Annotated in this window: 7 protein-coding genes and 1 pseudogene; 2 read left to right on the top strand and 6 right to left on the bottom strand. The window is 46.0% G+C overall.

The window, feature by feature from the left end; genetic code table 11:
- Positions 1-202: 202 nt before the first annotated feature.
- Complete coding sequence (locus CFE23_RS11240) at positions 203-10,141, top strand: fibronectin type III domain-containing protein (RefSeq protein ID WP_291087995.1); 9,939 nt, start codon at positions 203-205, stop codon at positions 10,139-10,141.
- A gap of 72 nt (positions 10,142-10,213) precedes the next feature.
- Here CFE23_RS11240 and CFE23_RS11235 read toward each other — a convergent pair whose 3' ends face one another.
- The 6 genes from CFE23_RS11235 to CFE23_RS11210 form a co-directional block, all read right to left on the bottom strand.
- The gene (locus tag CFE23_RS11235) at positions 10,214-10,432 is read right to left on the bottom strand and encodes a hypothetical protein (protein ID WP_291087993.1); all 219 of its coding nucleotides are present in this window, start codon (positions 10,430-10,432) and stop codon (positions 10,214-10,216) included.
- A 27-nt stretch (positions 10,433-10,459) separates the two neighbouring features.
- The gene (locus tag CFE23_RS11230; protein WP_291087991.1) at positions 10,460-10,822 is read right to left on the bottom strand and encodes a DUF2147 domain-containing protein; all 363 of its coding nucleotides are present in this window, start codon (positions 10,820-10,822) and stop codon (positions 10,460-10,462) included.
- Positions 10,823-10,835: 13 nt separating this feature from the next.
- A complete protein-coding gene (locus tag CFE23_RS11225; RefSeq protein ID WP_291087989.1) occupies positions 10,836-12,239 on the bottom strand; it encodes an efflux transporter outer membrane subunit in 1,404 nt (467 codons plus the stop codon).
- A 23-nt stretch (positions 12,240-12,262) separates the two neighbouring features.
- A complete protein-coding gene (locus CFE23_RS11220) occupies positions 12,263-15,427 on the bottom strand; it encodes an efflux RND transporter permease subunit (protein ID WP_291087986.1) in 3,165 nt (1,054 codons plus the stop codon).
- A gap of 21 nt (positions 15,428-15,448) precedes the next feature.
- Positions 15,449-16,579 (bottom strand): efflux RND transporter periplasmic adaptor subunit, encoded by a 1,131-nt coding sequence (locus CFE23_RS11215; RefSeq protein WP_291087983.1) that lies wholly within the window; start codon positions 16,577-16,579, stop codon positions 15,449-15,451.
- A gap of 217 nt (positions 16,580-16,796) precedes the next feature.
- On the bottom strand, positions 16,797-17,375 hold the full coding sequence (locus tag CFE23_RS11210; RefSeq protein ID WP_291087979.1) for a TetR/AcrR family transcriptional regulator: 579 nt from the start codon (positions 17,373-17,375) through the stop codon (positions 16,797-16,799).
- A 274-nt stretch (positions 17,376-17,649) separates the two neighbouring features.
- On the opposite strand from CFE23_RS11210, the pseudogene CFE23_RS11205 reads away from it, so the two are divergent.
- Positions 17,650-23,289: pseudogene (locus CFE23_RS11205) on the top strand (hypothetical protein); the annotation flags it as partial.

Genomic DNA, 23,289 nt, shown 5'->3' with positions numbered 1-23,289 from the left:
CTAGTTATCTATAACACTACAGATCCCCGCCGTTTTTAAGTACTTATTTTTATCCACAATCCGTTAAAATAATACTAAAATTCGAGTTATTTTAAGTAGTCAATTCGTTACATTTGGCATCGCAAAATGTTTTTAACGACATCATTTCTACAATAATAGTGTTTGAAAAAGGCCTTCTGCTCTGAAAAAAAACAAAACTTTTATGAGGACAAAAATTACCCTTCTTGCCATTTTAGCGTTTTTATTTTCTATCTCAACTGTTTCAGCGCAGTGTACAAGTGGTACTTTGCAAAATTCGCAAGCGTACACGCCCACTTTGGACTTTGGACTAATTGTGGGATTTAATGCCACACCCGGACAGTACAATAATGTCGTGGTGCTGCCCAACCGGATTTATGAGTTTTATAGTGCCGTTGCAACCGACTATGTAACGATCACTAATGCAGATGCTTCCGTTGTTCTTGCTCATGGTACGGGACACGTCTTCTGGACAACACAGGGTACTGGCAACGTCCGTTATTATCTTCATAAGAATGCGTCGTGTGGAACGGACACTGTTGTAAGGCATGCTTACATGACTTGTAACTTATACAATTCCTGCGCTTCATTGCCTTCCGACGTATCGATCTCCAACATCACATCGAATTCTGCGAGACTGAGCTGGACCGATCCTTCGCCAGCTCCCTACGATGATTATGATTTTTATCTGAGCACGAGTCCGACTGCCCCGTTGCCTGGTACTACGCCGACACTAAAAGCAACCAATTATACGGATACGCCGTTGACGGGTTTACTTGCAGGGACTACGTACTATTACAGCATCCGATCCAATTGCGGATCTACCAAAAGTGCCTGGTCACCCGTGCAAAGTTTTACCACCAACGCTTTTCAAAGTTGTAATGGAGCGGTAAACGGAACAAATTTCAGTACTTTCGTACCGCCATTAAACGGTACATTTACGGCAATGTCAACGCGTTCTCCCGGACAATTTGAGCGGGTGCTGGTGGTTAATAATGCAGCTTACCGCTTCCAGACCAACCTGACGACCGACTACATTACCGTGACCAATGATGCTGGGAATGTCGTTTATGCAACAGGGACAGGTACCGTAAATTGGACTTCAGGCGCGTCAGCCGAATATATCAGGGTTTACATGCATTCCAACAGTTCGTGCGGCGTGACCACTGCGTTGGGCAATTCAACTAAATGGATCAGATGTACGCCTTCCGCTTCCAGCTGCATTTATCCTACGGGAATAAACGCGTCTAATATCACTTCAAATGCTGCAAAAATATCATGGACGGCACCGACAATCAATCCGCCCGGTAGTTATGATTTGTATATCGGTACCAGCGCAGCCGAGCCAACGTCCGGCGTAGCGACATTAGCCGTAACAACTAGTGTTTACGATGTGACGGGGCTTCAGCCAAATACAGAATATTATACTTGGGTGCGTTCCAATTGTGGTACAACCAAGAGCCAATGGATAGGCGGACTGTCTTTTAAAACGCCAGCGTTCGCCGCGTGTAACGGAGCAAGTTATGGATTATATCCCGCGACAACCTTTGTGCCGTCTTGTAACGGAAGTGCACAGCAGATTGTGGCCGATGCCAAGGCGGGGCAATACTCAAACGTGACCGTTACGACGAACACACAATATACTTTTTCGAGTTCGGTTGCAACCGATTTCATCACATTGACCAACAGCTCCGGCGCGGTATTGTCTAGTGGCACGACGCCTTTGACGTGGATTTCCGGTCCTTCAGCAGGTACGTTGAGATTCTTTATACATTCCAATAATGCCTGTGCTGAACAGAATGTATCCAGGGCAAAATCGGTAGCCTGCTCGGCGGTAACTTCATGCGGTCTGCCAACGGATCTGGCAGTATCTGAAATATCTTCGGGATATGCGAGAATTTCCTGGACTGAGGCTGCAAGCCGTCCCGGAGGTTATGATATTTATTTCACTTTATCATCAACAAGTGTGCCTACGGCTGCTACGACACCAAGTGCAACTAGCACTACCAACAGTGCAATGGTTACGTTGACCAATGGTTCCAACACCTGGAGATACTGGGTGCGCTCGAACTGCGGATCACTAAAAGGCGAATGGGTTTTCGGAGGCAGTTTTACAAACCCTGTTTCTTCACCGTGTAACAGCGCAGTATATGGCCTGTTTCCAAAGGAAACCTTTACACCGCTTTGCAATGGAACCCTGGAAGTTGTCACGCAGGGAGCCCATTCCGGCGAATATTCAAATGTAAATATAGTTCCTTACAAGAATTATATTTTTGATTCAACGATGAATGATGTGGTTACCATTACAAATGAAACGGGAACAATCGTGTATGCTAAAAGCAATGTACCTTTAATCTGGGCATCTGAGAACTTTAGTGGGGTGGTTCGTTATTTCTTCCACACCTCAGCAGGTTGTGGCACCGATTCATGGACAAGGACCAAGTACATCATTGGCACCAATGCTACGACCTGCAATGGTCCAACAGCTTTAACAGTTTCTAACGTTACTTCAAATTCTGCAAGAATTGCATGGACAGCACCAACGTATCCACCGTTGGGTGGATATGAAGTGTATTACAGCACTGTAAACACAGCGCCAACTGCGTCTACTCCGGCAACATTTGGAAATGCGACTACAATCAGCCTTGCTTATAACCTTTCGCCCGCAACAACCTATTATTACTGGGTTCGATCGAATTGTGACGGTACGATAAAAGGTTCCTGGATTTCGGGAGGCAGCTTTACTACCATCGCTTTTTCGAGCTGCAATGGTGCCAGTTACGGATTGTATCCGGAAGCGACTTACACACCTGCGGGAACTGGGTTAGCGGAAGCGGCATTCGACAGCTTCGCCGGACAGTATTCGAATTTTAATGCTGTTACGAACAGGCATTATATATTTACAACTTCCGTTTCCACAGATTATATCACGATCACCAATGCTGCGGGAACTGTTGTGTATGCCTCAGGTTTAATGCCATTAACATGGAACTCCGGAACTACGACGAGTGGTGTACTGAGATATTATGTGCATACCAATGCTTCCTGTGGCACGCAAAATACCGCCAGGACAAAATACATCACCTGTACGTTCTCGGGTAATTGTGGAGGAACGGTATCAGGGATGACGGTATCTAATCTGACTTCAAATTCTGCAAGAATATCATGGACAGCACCGGTTTCAACACCTACCGGGTATGAGATGTATTGGTCGACCAGCAATGCGGCACCGCCGGCACCAATTTCGAGTTTTACTCCTTCAACAAATGCTACTGTAGGCGATCTGGCTAGCGGAACTACATATTACTATTGGGTACGCACCCGTTGCGATTCAAATGGAACAAAAGGGCCGTGGACTGTGATTACTTTCACCACTTTGCAGCCTTTGCTTTGTAATGGCGCCAATCAGGGTATTAATCCCACCGCCACATTTACGCCTTTGGAAACAATGGCTCCTGAAGTAGTGACCACCACAAGCTACGCTGGACAATTCAGTAATATAACTACCCTTGCGAAAAGGGACTATACGTTTACGAGTTCCGTTCCGACGGATTTTATCACGATTACCAATGCGGCGGGAACCGTCGTATTTGCGTCGGGCACAACGCCTTTGCAATGGTCCTCAGGTACGACTTCAGGAGTGGTGCGTTTTTATGTGCATACTGATGCAGCATGCGGATCGAATCCCAGCTATAGGACCACATCAATTACGACTATTCCTCCACAGATACTTAATGCAGGCGATATTGTTGTAGTAGGTGCTGGTGCCGATACCGGTACGGCTGCACAAAGTGCTGATGAATTCAGCTGGATGCCGCTGACAGACCTTCGTGCCGGAACACAATTTTATATCACTGATGCGGGCTGGAATACTGCCTCAAACCAATTTATGTGTACCGATAACACGGAAGATATTTTATTCAGGTTCACTGTACCCGCAGGAGGTATTCCCGCCGGATCGGTGCAGATTGTATCACAAAACGGAACCGATGCGAACTATGAAGTGATTTCTGGCACGCAATGCGGAAGCGATGCTGATGGCAAGTTGACGTTCGCAAACAGCGGCGACCAGGTTGTCTTTTTCAGATCCGATGCGCCAATCAATTCCAGTTTTCCCGGAACTAATTTTACGAGTATCTACGCGCTGACCACGGCTACAAACAATTGGTCATCGCTGACCACGGCTACGGCTTCCATCGCTGCCGGTTTAAGAGACAATTACAGTAACCTGCCTCCGGGACTAACCAATGGGCTGACAGCCCTTGCAGTCGGTTTGGGTTCAGGTGTGCAGAATGATGCCGATAACGCCCGCTATGAAGGGCCTACGTCAGGAATCAGGCAATTTTTGCTCGCTCAGGTGGGCACGCTGTCCAACTGGAAGCGATATGATAACGGTGCAGGGGCTGAGTTCCCGGATTTTGCGGAAAGCAATCCGGTTTATGGATGGACCGCGAATGGCGTTGCCAATTATTCGGTGGAGTATTGTAATCCGCCAGTGGCTGTCACAAAGTCTCTCGGTACATACCATTCCATCAGGGTGTCCTGGACAGCACCGCAACAAGCCCCTGCGGGTGGATACCAGGTGTATTATCGTACCACACCCGGAGTACCTGCGGGAGGAATAGCGATTGGGAATGTTACAACAAATACTTATTATGATATCGACGGGCTGACACCTGGGACCAACTATTATATATGGGTAAGATCTGTTTGTGGTACAAATCCAACTACAGGTGACTGGATGGATGCAGGCAATTATACACCACCGCCACCAGGCTGTACCAGCGGCGCTTTATCTCCGACAACAACTTTTACGCCAACCTGTGATGGAGGAAACCAAACGATAGATTCCGGCGTATGGTCGGGACTTTATTCAAACGTCAATATATTGTCGAACCAGAATTATATCTTCAGTACATCACGCCCAACAGATTTTATTACAATAACCAACAGTACCGGAAGCACAGTATACGCATACGGAACTACACCGGTTACCTGGAATTCAGGCAGCAACACGGGCGTGATCAGGTATTATATCCACAAAAACGATGGTTGTGGTACGGACACGGTTTACAGGGCGAAAATGATCGCCTGTCAAACGCCGGGCAGCTGCGGTTTGCCACATTATCTAACTGCCACTGCAATCACTTCCCAGACTGCAAAGATTTCCTGGGAAATACCGGTATTCTCACCGTCAGGCGGCAGCCAGGTATATGTGTCAACCGTAAACACAACGCCATCGGCCGCATTACCGGCAACTAGTAATGTCACGACTGACAATTTCTTTACGGTTACGGGACTTGCGCCGGCTACCGCACATTATTACTGGGTGCGTTCGGTTTGCGGAGCCAGTACAAGTGCCTGGGTTTATGGAGGGACATTCACGACGAAATTCCCGGGTTGTACCGATGGTGCATTGTATCCGCAGGACACTTTTACACCATCGTGTACAGGACGACAAGTAATCACCGCTGTAGCTTATGCAGGAGAATATGCTAATGTTAATGTAACAGAAAATGAATATACCTTTTCAAGTTCTAATGCTTCAGATTATATCACAATAACCAATGCTGATGGGACTCAGGTACTGGCCTATGGAAATACACCTTTGGTATGGCAGTCAGGGTTTGACGGTGTCATCCGTTATTACCTGCATACCGATTTCGCTTGTGGAGCACAGGCCGCAAACAGGACAAGATGGATTGCCTGCGGGGAAGCAGCTCCTTGTGCGCCACCTACTGACCTCAGTGTGGTAACGTCCACACTTACTTCAGAGCGTGTGGAGTTAACATGGAACAGCGTCACAGGCGTACAACTTTACATCTCTACACAGAACGTAACGCCTTCTTTATCCGAACCATACAATGATCCTTATGGTCAGACTGGAACTACCCTCAACGGCCTGACTCCTGATACGACTTATTACACCTGGATACGTTCCGCTTGCGATGGCAATTTCAGTGAATGGATTTCAGGTCCTGCTTTTTCAACGCTCCCAACCGTGAGTCCGGGTTGTAACGGTGCCACCTACGGATTGTATCCACAGGCAACGTATTTCCCGCAATGTACAGGATCACAAGAGTTGATCTCGTCGTCGAGCTGGGCAGGAGAGTTTTCCAACGTAGCAATTGCGGCACATAAGCAGTATACTTTTGAAAGTTCCGTTGCCACAGATTTTATCACGATTACCAATGCTAATGGTACCGTGCTGCTGGCCTCAGGCATAACGCCTGTTGTATGGGATTCAGGTGATTATTCTGGTACGATACGTTATCATTTTAACCTTGACGCAAACTGCGGTCACATAAATGTTATCAGGAGCAGATTCATTACCTGCGAGGTGCCTCCATGCATCACGACGTCTTCAGAGGAAATTAGTGCCTGCAACTCTTACACGTGGCATGAAGTAACTTATACTGCAAGTGGTGACTATACCTATCAATCTACGGATGTTGATACAGGTTGTGTGAACACGGCAACCCTGCACCTGACAATCAATACTGGAACCGATACATTTGAGAACGCTACGGCCTGCGATTCGTATACCTGGCATGGAACAACGTATACCGAAACCGGGGTCTACACTTATGAAAGCACCACTGAGGCCGGATGTATAAGCACGGCCACGCTAAACCTAAGGATTGATTATAATACGGCTTCTGAAGAAACCGCAGTCGCATGTTCTGAATACTACTGGAATGGTCAACAGTATTACGAAAGCGGCGATTATACTTATACGACTCCAAATGATTCAGGTTGTACACACACGGCAACGCTGCACCTGACCATTCATCATAGTACCCAATTTGAGGAAGAAGTCTTCGCTTGTGATTCGTACTCGGTAGAATTTCAAACCTTCACTGAATCAGGGGTGTATGGCGTTGAGACCTATAACGAATTTGGCTGTTTGCAATATGGCACTATTTATTTGACGATCGGTCACAGCAGTACTTCAGAAGAAACAGTTACAGCTTGTGATTCCTATGAATGGAATGGGCAAACCTATACCGAAAGTGGTGATTATACATTTGAGAGTACTAACGCCACAGGTTGTACCAATACTGCGACACTACATCTTACCATTAACCGCAGCACGACTTCCTCCGAAGTTGTGGTCGCCTGCGAATCTTATACCTGGAATGGAGTCACCTACACGGATAGCGGAAATTATGTCTACCAAAGTATAAACGATGCTGGTTGTAGTGCTGTTTCAAGGTTGTATCTTACGATAAACCACAACTCAGCTACTGAGGAATCCGCAACGGCTTGCGACGGGTATGAGTGGAATGGACAATTGTACACTTCCAGTGGTGATTACCAGTATGAAAGCCAAAATGACTCAGGTTGTACAAACCTGGCCATGTTACACCTTACCATCAATAACAGTACAACAACCGAAGAAAGTGCCGTTGCTTGTGATTACTATGATTGGAACGGGACAACCTATACCGAAAGTGGTGATTACATTTTTGAAGGGATAAATGATGCAGGATGTACAAACGTGGCAACTTTACATTTAACGGTGAACAGGAGTACAGCGACTTCCGAGGAAGTTGCTGCCTGCAACGCTTACAACTGGAATCTGGAAACCTTCAGTGATAGTGGCGATTATACATACACAAACATGAACGAATCTGGCTGTGCCAATGTGGCTACATTGCACCTTACGATTACACACAGCAGTGAAACCTGGGAAGATGTTACCGCCTGCGAATCCTATAACTGGAATGGAAATCAGTATTTTCTCAGCGGCGATTACACTTACTCGAGTATCAATGGCGAAGGTTGTAACAATACAGCGCACCTTCACCTGGTAATCAACAACGATGCCATCGTTACGCAACCGGCTCCAGTGTCACTTTGTGGTGCTGAAGGTTCAACGGCTACATTTTTGGTTGGTACGAATGCGGTTTCCGCTGCCTACAGTTGGCAGTATAAAGAGCCTTCAGGAGCCTGGACAACGATTACCTCGGATTCAGGCGCGATTTATTCAGGATATGATAGCCCTTCGCTGATCGTAACCCGTATGGGTGGGCTACCAGTATCCGGAACACAGTTCCGCGCCATTGTCACCAGCGATTGCGCGACATTGACCTCTGAGGGTGCGGTATTGAGCATCCCAGCGTCCATTAATGCAGGTACTGTTATTGCCGAAAGTATGTTCTGCGCCGGTAACGATGTGGTGTTTACATTGACAGGCTATTCCGGAACTTCAATCCAATGGCAGTCCGCACCTTCTATGAACGACAGTTTTACAGATATTCCTGGTGCTACGTCCGCTATTTATACGATACCGGCAATAAACGTGTTTTCGAATAAAGCCTATCGCGCGGTCGTTAGCGATGCCGTTTGTGGCACTAACACAACAACAGCGATAAAAACAATCAAGGTAAATGCACAACCTGTCGCCGGCGTGATTACAGGCGGTGGACCTGTTTGTGCTGGAGATTCCGGTCTTGTGAAGGTAACCGGTTACGGCGGTACAATCCAATGGGAGTATTCTATTGATGGGGTCAATTTCCAGGCAGCGCCAACAGCTGCTACGGCGACGCCTGGCCTGGCTTTTGGAACAGCTTCCACCAGTATTTCGACACCGAATTATCTATTAACGAATATCCAGGGCCAAGTGTATTTCAGGGCTAGGATTACCAATGGTGTCTGCAGCGCGGTGTATACTGACGTGGTAGTATACACGATCAACGCTACTGCGGTGTCAGGTTCGATAGCGGCAGACAACCTTAATGTATGTTACGGCTCGGGCACGACGCTGAACCTTACAGGATATACCGCTGGCGCTTATATCAGTTGGCAGGCTTCGACCAACTGGACGGATCCAAATCCGACGTGGTTCAACAGTTCACTGCACACTGCGGCACTTCCGACAGGAAACCTAGCCGTATCACGTGCCTACAGGGCTATAGTAAGTATCGGTGCGTGTTCATCGGCGACATCAGCAATCGTTGTGGTTACGGTAAACCAATCGAAAGGCGGTACGGTATCTGCAGTGAGTGGCGACGCGACCACCTGTCCGGGCGTGGCCAAGGCTTTGAAAGTCACAGGCTACAGCGGCACCATCCAATGGCAGTCGTCACCGGACAATGTCAACTATACCGATATTGCATCAGAAACGGCTCCGGTTTACAATGCGACGATTAATGTCCCGACGTGGTTTAGGGTTAGAGCGCTAAACAATGGATGCGGCCCTCAGGCTTTTTCCGCAGGTCTGTTATTAAATATCAGCGCTCCTCCAGTAGCTGGAACGCTTAGCGCGTCATCTACTTCTGTATGCAGGGGTTCTGGAACTACCATTACGCTGAATGGCCCGACTTCTGGGACTATTGTATGGCAGAAATCAACCAATTACAATTCGGCAACACCAACCTGGACCATGGTGTCGAGTGCAATCACCAACAACCAGCTGGTGATTACGAACCTTACGGCCAGCATCGCTTACAGGATTTCGGCTTCCAACAATGCTTGTGTGGCTTACTCTGATATGCTTGTCATCACTGTGGATCCGCTTGCAGCTGCAAAAAGCATCAAGGCAAACACTACGACTCCGGCGGGAACTTCCACAGGAACCGCATTGTGCCTTAACGATTCTTCCAAGGTGCTTACCGTGGCAGCGGGATATGTAGGCAGCATCCAATGGCAGTCATCAACGACATCTGCAAGCACAGGCTTCACCGATATAGCCGGGCAAACAGGTACAAGCTATTCGGTCTCGAATGCAGTGGCAGGCGCAAATTACTATAGGATACGCTTTAACAGCGGTGCTTGTTCAGAAGTATACAGCAACGTCATCACCGTTTACTATAAGGATTGTACGATCATCAAGGGCGCTCCACAAGATACCAATGCAGGGGCTCAGCGGATACCGTTTGAAGTCATTGCTTATCCAAATCCAAGTGACAATTATTTCAATTTTGACGTAAGGGGTGCAGGAACGGGGAACATCACGCTGTTGATTTACGATATGGCCGGTAAACTTGTTGAGCAGCAGGAACTGGCTCCGGAAGCCTTTAAGGCAGAGCAGGTCGGGCAGCGTTATCCATCAGGCGTGTACAACGTGATTGTGATGCAGGATGGCAAAACAAAATCCCTGAGGATCATCAAGAAATAATCTAAATCATATAAATAGAAAAATCCCGCCTTTAGAGCGGGATTTTTTTTTGCTAAAAAATAATACTTCAGGTTAAAATGCCCATTCATCTCCAAAATATACTTTCGGAAATTCATTTGCGTCGGGTGTCTTTACATCTTTTGCATTTTGATTTTTATAGGCTAGATAGGCCAATGACTCAAACTTTAATGTGGAAACATTTTTTGTATTTCTGCCATCAGATTCGTCTTGGTTACCCGGTGTTTTGAAACCATTGGTAAGTATATTTTTGAAGGTTTTTAGGTTGATCATATCTTATCTGTTTTTTGTAATCACTTGTTAAAGAAAAATTCTATGCCAGTAAATGGTTTTATGAAACAGCCCATACATTACTGTTAAACGAATGGTATCAGGAAGTATTATCTTCAGTTTGGCCTCATATTCGGTTTTTAACTTTTCATCATAATACGTTCCACCATACAATTGGGTATCTGACTTTTTTTCCATTTGAACCAATACCACTTTTCCGATCAATTCCGGATGTTCAGATTTAACCGCTTTAGCATAATAGTTCCCGTTTTGTATATAAATCTCTACGGTCAGGCTTTCGTCGCCGTTCGCCCAGTTTCCAATGAATTTGTCCGTTTGAGCGTGCAATGCTGCCGTGAACAGCAACAATATCGGCACCATGTATTTGGCCATCAGATTCGATTTATTATTCCCAGCCACCGCCTAAAGCCCGATAGAGTTCTACATTTGCCGCCAGCCTGTCTTTTTTTATCGAGGCCAGTTCCAGCTGAGACTGTAATAAATTTCCCTGGGCGATAATCACCTCGATATAATTTGCAAGGCCATTCCGGAATAGGAGCGTAGCATTTTTTACCGTTTGTTGTAAAGTCACAGTGCGCTCCTCAGAAAGCTGATATTGCATTTTCAGTTTTTCAATGCTGACGAGCGCATTGGTCACTTCTGTGACTGCTACAAGCACGGTTTGACGAAATTGTACAACAGCCTGGTCCCGCTCGATTTTTGAGATCTCATATTGCGTCCTGATTTTTTTACTGTTCAAAAGTGGCGCGGTTAATCCTCCCGCAATGTTTCCGAATAACGACGCTGGTATCGTAAACCAGTTGCTCGACTCAAATGAGTTTACGCCACCGGCAGCGGTGATTGTGAGCGTAGGGTAGAAGTATGCCTTTGTAATCCCAACTTTGGCGTTTGCTGCCTGTAAGTTTAATTCGGCATTCCTGACATCGGGACGTTTGCTAAGCAATTGCGAAGGAATTCCGGCACTCAGATTATCCGCAATTGCCAATTCATTCAACATGCTGCTTCTTTGCTTTTGTTCCGGAAAGGCTCCAGACAATATTCCAATAGCATTTTCCTGTAAAGCAATATTGCGTTCCAGTTCAGGTATTAATTTTGCTGCAACCAACCGCTGGGCTTCCACCTGCTGTTTGGCGAGCAATGTTGCTTGTCCCGACTCATATTGCAGATTAACCATAAAAACAATACTATCATTTAATAACAGTGTACGGCGGGCAATATCCAGCTGCGCGTCAAGCATCAATAGGTTATAAAAGCTTTTGGCCACATTGGCAACAACTGCGGTTTGGGTAGCCTTTTTCGCCTCTGTTGTTGATAAATATTCTGCCCGTGCTTTGGCTTTTTGATTCCTGAATTTACCCCAAATGTCTGCCTCCCAAGAAAGGTTCAGCCCGGCAGTATAGTCTTCGATGTGATTCTTCCCTAACGCCTGATTCGCATTAATGCCATTCAGGCTGTTTTCAGAAAGGCGGTTGCTGGAAACGTTCATAAAAGCATTAACCTGCGGGACAGAATTCCACTTTGATTGCCTGAGCTGTAAATTCGCAATCTCAATATTCTTGTCGGCAACCTGCAGAGTATTGTTTTTTGCCAATGAATTGTCGAGCATGGCAAGCAGGTCCTTTTCAGCGAAAAAATCTTTCCATTTTACATCGGCAATATTTGTAGTATCGGAGGAAGGCGCATTGAGATAATTGCCCGGTAATTCTGCAACTGCCTTTTGTTGAGCAAAACTTCCGGCGGCCACGAGTAAAAGCAGCAGCCTGATTGGTTTCTTTATATATTTGTTCATGATATTTTGTACTTAGGTTAAGGTTAAATTTTTTCTTCGTTGTGGGTTACGGCCAATGGTTTTCCCGAAACCAATTCGTGCAGGTATTGGAACACGATAAAAAGTACCGGTATTATGAAAATTCCTAAGATAACTCCTGAGACCATGCCGCCTGCAGCACCAATACTGATGGAATGATTTCCCAAAGCGGATGGCCCGGTCGCTCGCATCATCGGCGTTAACCCGACAACGAAGGCGAAGGATGTCATGATGATTGGGCGCAAGCGCAGTTTGGCTGCCTCGATGGATGATGCGATAAGTGATTTCCCTGCGCGTCGCCGCTGGATTGCATATTCTACAATCAAAATCGCATTTTTAGCCAGCAGTCCGATAAGCATAATCAGGGCAACCTGCACATAAATGTTGTTCTCGATTCCGGCCAGCCCGATAGCGATAAACACCCCAAGGATTCCTGTAGGTATGGATAAAAGAACGGCTGCCGGCAGGATATAGCTTTCATATTGGGCAGCGAGTAAAAAGAACACGAATAATAAGCTCAGTCCAAAAATAACCGCCGATTGCCCCGATGACGTAATTTCTTCTTTCGTCAATCCTGAAAATTCGATTACGTAGCCTTTAGGCAACTGCGTTTCGGCCACTTCCTGGACCGCCTTGATGGCATCACCGGAGCTGATTCCCGGCTTGGCAATCGCGTTTACGGCAATTGAATTAAACAGGTTGTATCGGGAAGCGCTCTCAGAGCCGTTGGTCGGCCTCAACCTGACCAACGTTGAAACCGGTACCATTTCGCCCTGGCGGTTTTTTACGAAAATGCCGTTCATCGATTCAGGTTTGTCCCGGTAGGCTACATCAGCCTGAACCATCACCCTGTAATATTTACCAAAGCGATTAAAATCTGACGCCTGGGCGCTTCCAAAGTACGTTTGCATGGTTTGCAGTATATCCCGGACACTTACACCAAGCTGCTCCGCTTTGACATCGTCAATTTCCATTTCCAATTGCGGGTAGTCCGCTTTAAAACTGGTGAAAGCCACGGCGATTTCAGGACGTTTCATCAGTTCGCCAATAAATTTGCTGCTGATGGCGCTGAACTTGCCCACATCGCCGCCGGTTTTATCCTTCAACACGATGTCAAGACCGTCGACGTTATTAAAGCCCGGAACGGTAGGGAACGTAAATACGAAGAAACCCGCGCCCTTAATGCTACTTAGCTTGCCACGGACGTCATTCATGATGTCATTGATATCCTGTATTTCGCCGCGCTCTTTAGCTGGTTTTAATAAAATGAATGCCACACCTGCGGATGGACTGCTTGATTGTGTCAACAGATTGAATCCGGAAAGTTTCATCAGGGTTTTTTTTGATGGCATGGTACCCAAAGCAGTTTCTACTTCTGTCATCACGGCTTTGGTTCTGTCAAGAGACGCACCGGCTGGCATCGACATCGAGATCGCAATAAATCCCTGGTCTTCAGATGGGATAAATCCGGTTGGTGTCGTTTTTACAAGATATACTGTAGCCAGGATCACGACCGCCAGTCCACCTAGGCTGAGCCATCTGAATTTTATCAGGAAACGCAGGCTGCTCACATATTTATTGGTCAGTTTTGTAAATCCGGAATTGAAACCCGCGAAGAATTTTTCCTTAAAATTTTTCGGCTTTGCTTCCTGATGTTCGTCATCGTGCGGAACGTCTTTTAGAAACAAGGCTGCAAGTGCCGGGCTTAATGTCAACGCATTTACCGCCGAAATGACAATGGCGATTGCCAATGTAAAGGCAAATTGTCGGTAAAAAACACCGGTCGATCCCTGCATGAATCCGACGGGAAGGAATACCGCGGACATAACCAACGTAATGGAAATAATCGCGCCGGTAATTTCGCTCATTGCGGATGTCGTTGCGGCTTTGGCAGAAAGGCGCTTGCTGTGCATTTTCTCATGTACTGCTTCAACTACGACGATGGCATCATCGACTACAATTCCGATGGCCAATACCAAAGCGAAAAGCGTCAATAGGTTTACCGAAAATCCGAAGACCTGCATAAAGAAAAATGTCCCAAGGATCGAAACCGGTACCGCAATAGCCGGAATCAGCGTGGCCCTGAAATCCTGAAGGAAAAGGAATACGACGATAAATACAAGAATAAAAGCCTCGATCAACGTGGATTTTACCTGTGCGATGGACAAATCAAGCGAGTCCTTGGTGTTGTATAAAATGAGGTGTTTCACATCTTTTGGAAAGTCTTTTGATGCTTTTTCCATCATTTCCCTGACGGCAATCTGCACATCACTGGAGTTGGATCCTGGCAATTGGTAAACGGCGATATTTAAACCGGACTTGCCGTTGACCTTGGTTGTGCTGCCATAAGAATAGGAACCAAATTCGATGCGGGCAACATCTTTCAGCCTCAGGACGGAGCCGTCGGCATTGGAGTGGATTACGATGTTTTCATATTGACCGGGATTGTTCAGTTTTCCTTTGTATTTGATGACATACTCGAACGCTTCTTTACTGCTTTCACCAAAACGGCCCGGCGCTGCTTCCAGATTCTTATCCTGAATTGCGGCCATAACTTCCCTGGTTGTGAGGTTGTATGAAGCCATTTTTGCAGGATTCAGCCACACCCGCATCGAGTAATCTTTACTGCTTCCAAAGATGATGGATTGCCCAACCCCTGGAATTCTCTTGATCTCGGGAACGATATTGATCTGTGCGTAATTGGCTAAGAAAGTCTGGTCGTACTGTTTTTCGTTTTCAGTATACATATCCACCACCATCAACAGGCTGTTTTGCTGCTTGGTAGTCGAAATCCCTGCCTGTACGACTTCCTGAGGCAATTGGCTGGTAGCCTGCGATACGCGGTTTTGCACGTTAACGGCAGCTTGGTCGGGATTGGTTCCAAGTTTAAAATTCACGGTAATTACTAAGGAGCCATCGTTACTGGCAGTAGAACTCATGTAACTCATATTCTCCACACCGTTGATGGCTTCTTCAAGCGATGGTGCTACGGAACGCAGCACGGTTTCGGCATTGGCGCCGGGATAAAGGGCCACAACCTGTACCGCTGGCGGCGCTATATCCGGGAATTGCTGTAAGGGAAGCGTCCTTAAACCGATTGCCCCGAGGATCACTATAAGAATGGCGATGACTGTCGACAGGACTGGCCTGTCAATAAATTTTTGTAACATAATGATTGCGTTAGGGTTTAGTTATATTTTGGCAACGGTCTTTTTAGGGTTTTCCGGAACGATTGTTGCACCATCAGGTAGATTTTCAAATCCTTTTAAGACAATCCTGTCCCCGGTTTTGATGCCATCGGTCACAATATAATCGGTGCCACTTTTTCCAGAAACGATGATGGGCTGTCGCGTGACTGCATTGTTAGCATCCACGAGAAATACATAAATCTTATCCTGGATTTCGATGGTTGATTCCTGCGGAATGACGATGCTGTTTTGTTGCTGCAGGCTGATTTTCACGCGGCCGGTATTACCGGAGCGTAGAAGTCCGTTTGTGTTTGGAAACTTGGCCCTTAAGGTAATCGCGCCGGTAGTTTTGTCAAACTGCCCATCGACCATGTCGATTCTGCCCGTCTGTGTGTACTCAGAATTATCAGCCAGCACAAGTGACACTGGCGGCAATTGCTTTAATTTATCTGCAATCGTATTGCCTTTATACAAAGATTTGAATTTGATAAACTCGTTTTCTCCAAGAGAGAAATAGGCATACACCTCTTTTGTATCTGATAATGTTGTGAGTGATTCAGGATCATTCGGGCTGATCAGACTGCCCTGTTTTCTGGGCAACCGGCCAATGTATCCGCTTACCGGCGCTTTAATCAAAGTATAGCTCAGGTTGATTTCGGCATTGGCAACATTGGCTTTCATTTGCTCCACATTGGCCTTTGCAATACTAAGATTTGCCTTAGCAGTCTTTAGTTGGAAATCTGAAACTACCTTATTTTGTACCAACGGCGTAAGCTTATCGACCTCAATCTGGGCATTGGCAACGCTTGCTTCGGCGGCATTGAGGCTCGCTTTGGCGTTGTTGTATTGTTGGCGGTAAGGATTGTCATTGATTTTAAACAACGGTTGCCCTTGTGTAACATACGCGCCTTCATCGACAAAAATTTTATCTAAGGTACCATTGACCTGCGCGCGGATTTCAACGTCTGTTTTTCCCTGAATGGCGGCAGGAAATTCGGTATCGGTGGTTGCAGTCTGGTTTGCAATACTTAAAACTGGCAATGTGGCAGGTGCCTGTGCGGGTGCTCCGGCATCTTTCCCGGAGCAGCTGATCAGGAAAGCTGCGACTAAACTTAAAAGGGTAATGTTTTTCATAGATGAGAATGGTTTTGAATTAGGTATTTTGTTGAAGATCTTTTGTGAAATAAACGTTCCAGAATTGATGCTGTTTTTCATAATATACATTGAATTAATTCGAACTATATTCTGAAACAATCGTTTCAGAATCAGCGCTGTTAGATAAAAAAAAAATATGCGTATTAAATATTATTTTCTGAAATAAACGTTCCAGAATTAGCGAAAAAAAAACGTATTATTTGAATATGTTTTTAATCAGGAATTCGGACATTTTTTTGATTTTGATAGGATCCCTGTGCAAAATGTATGACTGTTTCCAACCGGTAAATGATGTCATAATATATTCTGCCATTAAGGATGCATCTTCCGACTTATCCATTTCTCCATCATCCATCGCTTTCTGAACGGTTTCAGCCAGGAAATCCAGGAAAATGTTGTTGTTTTTATTCATTAAGTTACGAACTTCATTGTCCTCAGGAGCGATTTCAAATATCGTTTTTATTCCCAGGCAGCCTTTTTCACAATCTACAATCCAACCTGCTTTGTCTTTGATGACATTGATAAGCGCTTGTTTGGCAGAAGTTTCTTTGGCAACTTTTTCTCTAATCTCCTTCATCGCGTTATCGAAATAATTGCTAATACACTTCATGAAAAGTTGGTGTTTATCACCGATGGTGTTGTATAAACTGCTTCTGTTGATCTGCATGGCATCTACCAAATCCTGCATTGACGTGCCATTATATCCTTTTTCCCAAAAGACATTCATTGCCTTGTCAATCTTCTCACATTCATTAAATTCGATTGCGCGTGCCATTTTATTCTGAATTACGGTGCAAATATAAAATTTATTTTGAAACGGTTGTTCCAGAAATCATTTTTTTTATAAAAGAATTATCTGGCTGATTTCGTATGACTGGTAAGCGCGCTGTTTCTCATCCGGAAATGCAGGAGCGATCAGTTTGGTCTTATGTAGTCAAAATACTTGTTAATACTTTCTTAAAAGTTAGTAATCAGATTATTAAAAATTAACACTATTTTTGATGACTTTTTAATTTAGATTCGTCTTATCACGCTTTATCACACATACTATGAAAATTAAAATTACGTGCTTAACGCTTTTTACATTGTTTCTAGTTTCTTTCAACGCCTTGGGTCAATGCTGGAAATTTGCTGCTGCGGGTTATCAGACCGGCGGAGCACTCAAACCCGATGGCAGTCTTTGGACCTGGGGATATAATGCCGCTGGGCAGTTAGGCCTCGGCGACGTTACAAATAGGACAGTTCCGGTAAGGGTCGGTACTTCGTCATGGAAGATGCTGAGTATGGGAAACAGCAGCATTACTTCTGCCTATGGTATTGCCATTAAAGGTGATGGGACACTTTGGGCCTGGGGTGGCAACGCCCACGGTGAGTTAGGAAATGGCGGACAAGTGCAGCAAAACGCTCCGGTGCAAATTGGTACGGCGGCGGATTGGAAATTTGTTTCGGCCGGGACTTCGCACACCGCTGCGATAAAGAATAACGGTACGTTGTGGACCTGGGGTTACAATGCAAATGGGCAATTGGGTGATGGCACTACCACGGATCGCTTTAGCCCTGTTCAAATAGGTACCGCTACCTGGAAATCGGTAGGACAAGGGTCCTCGCATACCGTTGCAATCAAATCTGACGGCACGCTTTGGGCATGGGGACGTAACACCGATGGAGAACTTGGAAATAACGGCGTTGGCACACAGGCATTGTCGCCCATCCAGATTGGCATTGCGACCAGTTGGGAGTCGGTGGTGGTTCGTGGTGCGTCAACATTCGTATTAAAAGCTGATGGGACGCTTTGGACCTGGGGTGAAAATGGAAGCGGGCAGCTTGGGATTGGTTCGACGGTCAATAGCAAAGTGCCGTTACAAGTTGGAACAGATACCTGGAAGGCAATCAATACGGGAGGAATTACCAGCCTCGGAATTAAAACAAACGGGACTTTATGGGCCTGGGGTGACAATACGAAAGGGCAACTGGGCGACAACACAATTATTGGTAAAACAGCCCCAGTTCAGGTAGGAACAGACACGAATTGGGCGGCAGCAACCGTAGGTTTCACCCATGTGTTTGCTATTAAGGAAGATGGTTCGCTATTTGGTTGGGGAGCCAATCAGATTTCTCAACTCGGTTTTGGGGGAACTACGGAATATCATGTACCAACCGCTGCACCGTGTTTTGAAGGGTGTACCTTGTCGCCTTATGGACAATACCCCACTGCAACTTTTACACCTGCTTACACAGGTTTGCCGGAAACCATAGTCACAGACGCATATGCAGGGGAATACAGTGCTGTTAATGTAGTCATCAATGAGCAATACACTTTGTCCTCAAGTGTTCCTACCGATTACATTACGATCACAGACAACACTACCGGTTCTGTTATTTATGCGGCGGGTTCGTCACCACTGGTATGGAATTCCAACGGCATCAGCGGTATAGTACGATACCTGATACATACTGGCTCGAGCTGTGGAACCGAGGAAGTCGATCGCGTGAAATACATTAAGGCTTCCTGCAGTGTTCCCACAACGCTCAGTGCCGTACCAGGGAACAATTCGGTAACACTAAACTGGCAGTCCCAGGGAAGTGACCCAGCCGCCTACGATATCTATCTATCGACTACAAATACCGCTCCAACGGCGGCTTCAACTTTTGTTTCGGTGAATGGCGCGCAACGGAGTTATTCAAGAGTGGCGCTTGGCGGAAACATTACGTATTATTACTGGATCAGGTCAAATTGTGGGACAGCGCAAAGTCCATGGGTAGCTGGAACCGCGTTTGTCCCTACAGGAACGGCGAGTTGCCTTACGGGCACGCTATTCCCATCGGCTACTTTTGTCCCGTCCTGTACGGGCAGCCCGGAACAGATTACAACCCAGGCGTATGCCGGGGAATTTACCAGGATAAATGTAATCGCCAACAAGCTTTATACGTTCACGAGTTCTATTGCCACAGATTATATTACCATTTCCAATCTTGATGGATCGACTGTTTTCGCCAGCGGCGTGACACCAGTTTCCTGGTCGTCTGCAAATTTTTCCGGTACTATACGTTATTTTTTCAATACAAATTCTACTTGTGGCACACAAAATGCCGCTAGGACCAAAACGATTACGTGCACGGACGTTCCTTGTGGCAGTCCTTCCGGCGTGACCGCCACGCAGCCCACGGCTTATGGCGTTGTGCTGAGCTGGAATGCACCCGTAGCTGCACCAGGTTCAGGATATGATTATTATTATAGCACGATCTCAACAGAACCAACAGCCGGAACGATAGCTTCCGGAAGTGTAGCGGCCGGTGTTCTGACAAAATCAGTGACAGGCTTACTTTCTTCGACCGTATACTATTTTTGGGTTCGTTCTAAGTGCAGTGCCTCAATTACGAATGCCTGGATTGCTGGTGGTACTTTCACAACCACAGACGGAAATGGCGTTTTCGGAAGTTTTGTCAACAATACAACGGGCAGTACCACTTCGTTTAATCAGTCGGATTCAGTGACATTCACTTTTGCCCTTGACCTTCCTGCCTATTGGGCAACATCGAATCTTTATGTATGGTCCTATTCTTATGATGCAAATAATTCCAACGCACTGGAATCCCCGTTTAATGGGGCAAGCAATGCCTCATCGGCAGCAAGCGCTTTGACGGCTAATGCTAATGGAACTTATTCCATCACCCTGAATCCGGTAAGCAGTTATTTTCCAAATCAGGCTAATATTGGAAGGATAGATTTTGCAGTAAAAAACTTCAATGGAACAAAAATCAGTTCCCCAAACTACTCGTTGCTTGTCTCGCCCATCCCGGCACCATCTGCTGGCAATCAGGTTTTCTGCAGCAATGAAACCGTTGCAGCACTTGCGGCAGTTGGATCCGGTGTAAAGTGGTATTTGTCATTGTCAGGAGGTACTGCACTTCCGACGGACACGCCGCTGGTTACAGGCGTTTACTATGCATCCCAAACCATCAATGGCAGTGAAAGCTATTTGAGAAAAATGATTGAAGTTGTTGTTTATTCAGCAGAAGTCTCTCCATCCAATGCAGCGATTTGTAGTGGTGCAGTCCAAATGCTTACAGCCACAGCAGACTATTCGGAAGTTTTGTCAAAATTAGGAACCGGAACGAGCAGCAATGCAAATTACACCCCCTATCAGGGATATTGGGGCGCTGCAAGAACCCAAGCCTTATATACCGCGTCCGAATTGGCTGCACTTGGATTGCAAGCGGGAAGCCAAATCAAATCGATTGGTTATACCGTTACTGCGGGAACGCCAATTCAACTGAATGATTTCACGGTTAAAGCGGGATTTACAACAACGTCTTTACTGGCCAATTACATCCAGACTCCGGGTTATACCGTTTTCGCCGATGCGACTTATGTCCCTGCAACGGGTAACGGGAATATAGATTATGCGTTAAGCACACCTTTAATTTGGGACGGCGTATCTAATTTACTCGTTGAAACCTGCTACAATAACAACAATAGCGGTGGAACTGCGGAGAACAACCTGGATGTCGAATCGTCACCAATTACAACCCAGTTGTACAAACACATTAAGGTTGATAATAACAGTGGTGCCTGCAGCCTCACGAGCACAAACCAACTATCAGTGCGTCCGAACCTTAGGCTGACGACCTACTTTGCACCAGTCATTAGCTGGTCTCCGGTGGACGGACTTTATTCAGACGCCGCTGCGACAGTGCCTTATATCGCCGAAGAGAACAGGGCTGTTGTTTATGCTAAGCCTGAAACCAGTACAATATACACGGCTGCGATAAATCTTTCTGGCTGTACCACAGCAAGGACCGGTTCAATAGATGTTTATTTCACTCCCGAGCCGGAATCTTATGAGCAATATTTTTGTCCTGGAGCCATTGTGAATGATCTGGTGGCTTTTGGTAGCAATATCAGATGGTATGATGGCAATAACAACTTGCTGTCAAACAATGTTCTGTTGATGACTGGAACTTATTTTGTCACGCAAACGGCACATGGCTGTGAAAGTGCGAAATCAGCAGTAACTGTCATCGTAAGTGGAACACCAGCGCCGGAAGCGTCTGCTCAGACTTTTTGTGGTGTTGCTTATGTTTCGGACTTGTCGGCAATTGGGACTGATCTTGTTTGGTTTGATGCCGAAAATCATGTTTTGGATTTATCAGATGCCATTCAGACAGGAACCTATTATGTGTCACAAACGGGCCATGGATGTGAAAGTGAAAAAGCTGCAGTCTCAGTAACCTTAAATGTTACACCGCCACCTTCTGCTGAAAACCAAACGCTTTGCAATCCCGCTACGGTTGCTGATTTGTCTGCATCCGGTACTGACATAAAGTGGTATGATGATGCCAATCATCTTTTAGATAGCGGTGACGTTTTGGAAAGTGGTGTTTATTTTGTGACGCAGACGTTGAATCGTTGTGAAAGCAACCCCACGATGATTACCGTGACGATCAACAGTGTTGCAGCACCGATTGCGATGGACCAGACATTTTGTACAGGTGCGATGGTTTCCGATTTGGTTGCGGAAGGGACCGAAATAAAATGGTTTGATGTGGCTGGAAATCAACTTTCTCCTATTGATGTGTTGTTTAGCGGATCATACCTGGTTAGTCAGACCGATCATGGCTGTGAGAGTGAAAAGGTGCAGGTAAATGTTACGATTAATACAACTCCAGCGCCAAACGCAGAGAATCAGTCTTTCTGCAATACCGCCACAGTTTCACAATTAATCGCAGACGGAACAGATATCAAATGGTATAGCAGCGATTTTATCCTTTTGTCTTCGGGTGATTCATTGGAAAGCGGCACTTACTTTGTGTCTCAGACCGCGCATGGTTGCGAAAGTGAATTAACCAGTGTGCTTGTTGCGATTAATTCAGATACAGCCACGGAAGAGTTCGCTACGGCATGCCATTCTTATGATTGGAATGGACAAACGTATACTGAAAGTGGCGACTATACTTTTGAGAGCACCAATGAATTTGGATGTCTGGAGGTGAGAACGCTGCACCTTACTATCAATACTGATGTTATTATTTCTCAACCTATTTCCGTCGTGCTATGCAGGACAGAAGGTTCTACCACTAACATGACGGCTTTGTCTGGTTCGGAATCAAGTTATAGTTGGCAGTACAGAGAACCGGGCGTTGACTGGATAACAATTGACAACTCGACTCCAGAGCTTTACTCCAACTACGATACAGGTACACTAACAATCACCAAAACAGCAACGCTGCCTTTATCCGGAACGGAATACAGGGTGATCGTTACCGGATTGTGTGACACAATCACCTCCAGTAGTGCTGTATTGACAATATCGCCAGTGCTGAATGCTGGATCCGTAACCGTTGGAGGTTACTTTTGTAGTGGAAGCGACGCAACGTTTACGCTGAATGGATACACAGGCGGTACAATCCAGTGGCAATCGGCATTTTCAGATACCAATACGTTTACTGATATTGCTGGTGCAACTCAAAGTACTTATATCGCCTCGAACCTCAGTGTTTCATCTGATAGGGCTTATCGTGCTGTGGTTACTGATATTGTTTGTGGCGTATCAATGACGACTGCATCAAAAACGATAAAAGTATATGCGGTACCTGTCGCCGGCGTGATTACAGGCGGTGGACCTGTCTGTGCTGGAGATTCCGGTCTTGTGAAGGTAACCGGTTACGGCGGTACAATCCAATGGGAG

The organism is Flavobacterium sp. BFFFF1, assembly GCF_002256285.1.
Taxonomy (GTDB): domain Bacteria; phylum Bacteroidota; class Bacteroidia; order Flavobacteriales; family Flavobacteriaceae; genus Flavobacterium.
Note: the sequence above shows the minus strand (reverse complement) of the source record. Positions and strands in the feature narration are given on the sequence as shown.